1 protein-coding gene and 1 pseudogene are annotated in these 2984 nt (G+C 43.8%); both read right to left on the bottom strand.

The genetic code is table 11. From position 1 onward, the window contains the following. Positions 1-229 precede the first annotated feature (229 nt). Positions 230-1585: an FAD-binding oxidoreductase gene (locus tag AE2B122_RS16365; protein ID WP_175074734.1), complete on the bottom strand. Its 1356-nt coding sequence runs from the start codon at positions 1583-1585 to the stop codon at positions 230-232. A 217-nt stretch (positions 1586-1802) separates the two neighbouring features. Then, positions 1803-2984 (bottom strand): annotated as a pseudogene (locus AE2B122_RS16370) (lactate permease LctP family transporter); the annotation flags it as partial.

The following is a 2984-nucleotide window of genomic DNA, read 5'->3' on the forward strand; positions in this document are numbered from 1 at the left end:
GAAAGCGGAGTGTTCTGCCGAAGCGGCGCTCAAGAATAACACTCGGTTTTAAGCAATGGGAATTTAGTTATGTCCCAGCCTCTTCTACTTTTTTTCTTTATATGGTTATTCTTTATCATGATATTGTAGTTTTTCAGCACGCCCTACTCAATTAGGCCATTTTTAAGGAGCGCTCATTTTTTAGAATGTTAGATGTGGTACCTACTAGAACAATACCGAAACCAGACCTTTAGTAAAATGGAGGTATACTTTGCGGATAGTGGAATACATTCTTTGGATCATACTTTGTTTTTACTTCCCGGAGTCTGTCAAAGTTTGTTCCATAATAAGCACTTCCGAAGTTCTTAATATTAAAATCCGGAACATTGACATAGGATCCCTTGGAGAACGGCTTCAACATCTCACGAGTTCTTTCTACTAACGCGATGTTTCTCTGGGCGTCAGAAGGGTTTTTCCAAGTTGCACTCCACTCAAAATAAAACTTTGGATCACGCCAAAAGAATGCTGTTGCTTCTGGAGAAACTCTGCTTACTGCGCCCCCCCAGTTTAGAAAGAAGAAATTGGACTCACTTCCGGTTGCGTTTTCTAGAAAATAGCGCATAGCTTTGATTGCCTCATCAGGAAATGGCTGAAATCCAAAGGATGAAGAAAATTTGTTCGCCATATCTGTTGGTATTTGGTCAGGTTGAAGTCGATTTCTAACGACAGCAGGCCAAGGTAAAGTTTGAATGTTAACCTCTGATGGCGTACCCGTGGTTAACAATGGTTCTAACAAACCAGTTAACTCTGCTTTTGAACCGAGAAACAGTCCTGTTGCTTGGAGCAACCCATTGGTTTTAGTGTTAATCTCTAAACTTGTGCCTAATCTTTCATCAACAGAAGGAGACCATCTTTGCCAGACCTTCACAACGTCTTCTATTTGTTCCCACGGCCAATTAATGTCGAATACCGTTGCCTTTTCAGGTGCACGGTGTACCTTATATTTGTATTCTGTAGCTATGCCAAAATTACCTCCGCCTCCACCGCGTGAAGCCCACAAGAGGTCAGAATTATTATTTTCATCAGCTATTATTGTTCTTCCGTCGGCATCAACCATTTTTACCCCAATAAGATTATCACTAGCAAGACCGATTGTACGTTGAAGTGGTCCAATTCCTCCTCCAAGTGTAAGACCGGCAATTCCCACGGTAGGACTATCTCCAAAGGGAGACATGAGGCCGTATTTGGCTAAAGTACTGATAAGCGGTCCTACATCAATGCCGGTTTCAATAAGAGCTATTTCCTTCTTACTATTCAGTCGAACTCGAGTCATGTCGCTGACATCGATGATGATGCCGTCTCTTACAACAGACATATCTCTTTCTAAAGCGTGTCGCCCGCCACGAGCACGAAGAGGGACATTGTTTTCTCGTGCCCATTTTATTGCATTGACCACATCATCATGTTCTTGTGCGAACACAATAACAAGGGGGTATGTGTCAGTGAACGGATTCCAATTAAGTCGTGCTTCTTCATATCCCGGTTCGCCTCTGAAAATAACACGACCGGTCAATTTATTTTTTGATGCGATAACTAACACCTCCATAATTAACTAGACCTCATACGAATTTCTTACAGAATATTGTATGTACATGTAAGGAAATTGCTTGGGTAGAGGCATAGAAAGGATCTGGAGAAGGAGGATGTATAATATAAACTAGTAAAAAGGAAGATCTGTTCGTTCAAAAATCGAACGTTCAGGTCCTCCTTTTTGTCTGTTTGACTACTAAAATTTCGAAGTTAGTAGTTTTTACGCGCGCTTTTTACATAAATAGAGACAAAAGAAATGTCAATACACATACAAATCCAGCCAGCATCAAGCTGTACTTAATCGTCTGATTAAACAATGCTGATTCATTACCTGTCTCTTTTACGGCTGCTGTTGCAATCGCGATAGACTGCGGTGAGATGAGCTTGGCCATGACACCGCCGGCTGTATTGGCAGATAGGAGCAGGGCTGAGCTTGTACCAATCTGGCTGCCGGTGACGACTTGCAATGTACCAAACAGTGCATTATTGCTGACAACAGAGCCGGTGATGAAAACGCCAATCCAGCCGAGTATTGGGCTGAATAATGGAAACAGGCTGCCTGTTTTAGCTAAGGTCAAACCTATGGATGCGCTTAGTCCGGCATAGTTTGATAGATTTGCAAACGCCATGATAAAGCAGATTGTGAGAACTGGAATCCATAGCTCTTTGGCTGCTTCCTGCAATCCGCTGGCAGCACATTGCCAGTTGATATTCCGGCTGAACAAACTAGTCAGAATGACGGCTACGAGGATAGCTGTGCCGGTTGCAGAAACAAAGTCCAGCTTCAGGATGGCATCCATCGGTGTATCCGTAACGGCAATCGGTGCAATCTTGACCACTTCCTGATGTAGAAATGGCATTTTCAAGTAAGCAATCCAGCCTGCCAACGGACCTTCTGGTGCAAATAGATTTTTAAAGAATGGTGCGCTCCAAAAAGCGATGACGATAGTCAGGATATAGAACGGTGACCATGCCTTGGCCACTTGTCCAAGTGAATATTTCGCAGGCTTCTCTTGAACCTCTGCGCCTTTCTCCCGGTAAATATGCTTTGGCTGCCATTTACGAAGGAAGAGGGCAAGTACTCCCATACTGATCAGAGCAGCTCCGATATTGGCAAGCTCCGGACCGATGAAAATCATAGTCGCAGTTTGAATGATTGTATACGTTCCGCTAAGTACAAGCAAAGCTGGTAGGGTCTCTTTAATACCTTTGAATCCGTTCAGGATAAAGACGAGCAGGAACGGAATCAGAAAACTGACTGGCGGCAGGATCAAGGCAAGTGTCCGGGAAAGCTCCAAACTGCTGATGCCGCCAAGCTGAGCGCCCGTAATGACAGGAATTCCGATAGCACCGAAAGCTCCTGATGCTGCATTGGCAATTAAACAAAGTCCCGCCGCTTTTAGCGGCTTTTAAAC

Source organism: Terribacillus sp. AE2B 122 (assembly GCF_902497585.1).
Taxonomy (GTDB): domain Bacteria; phylum Bacillota; class Bacilli; order Bacillales; family Amphibacillaceae; genus Terribacillus; species Terribacillus saccharophilus_A.

What these genes read in the sequence shown, in the direction of transcription:
- AE2B122_RS16365 (WP_175074734.1), bottom strand. Translation starts at nt 1,585, where the DNA reads ATGGAGGTGTTAGTTATCGCATCAAAAAATAAATTGACCGGTCGTGTT.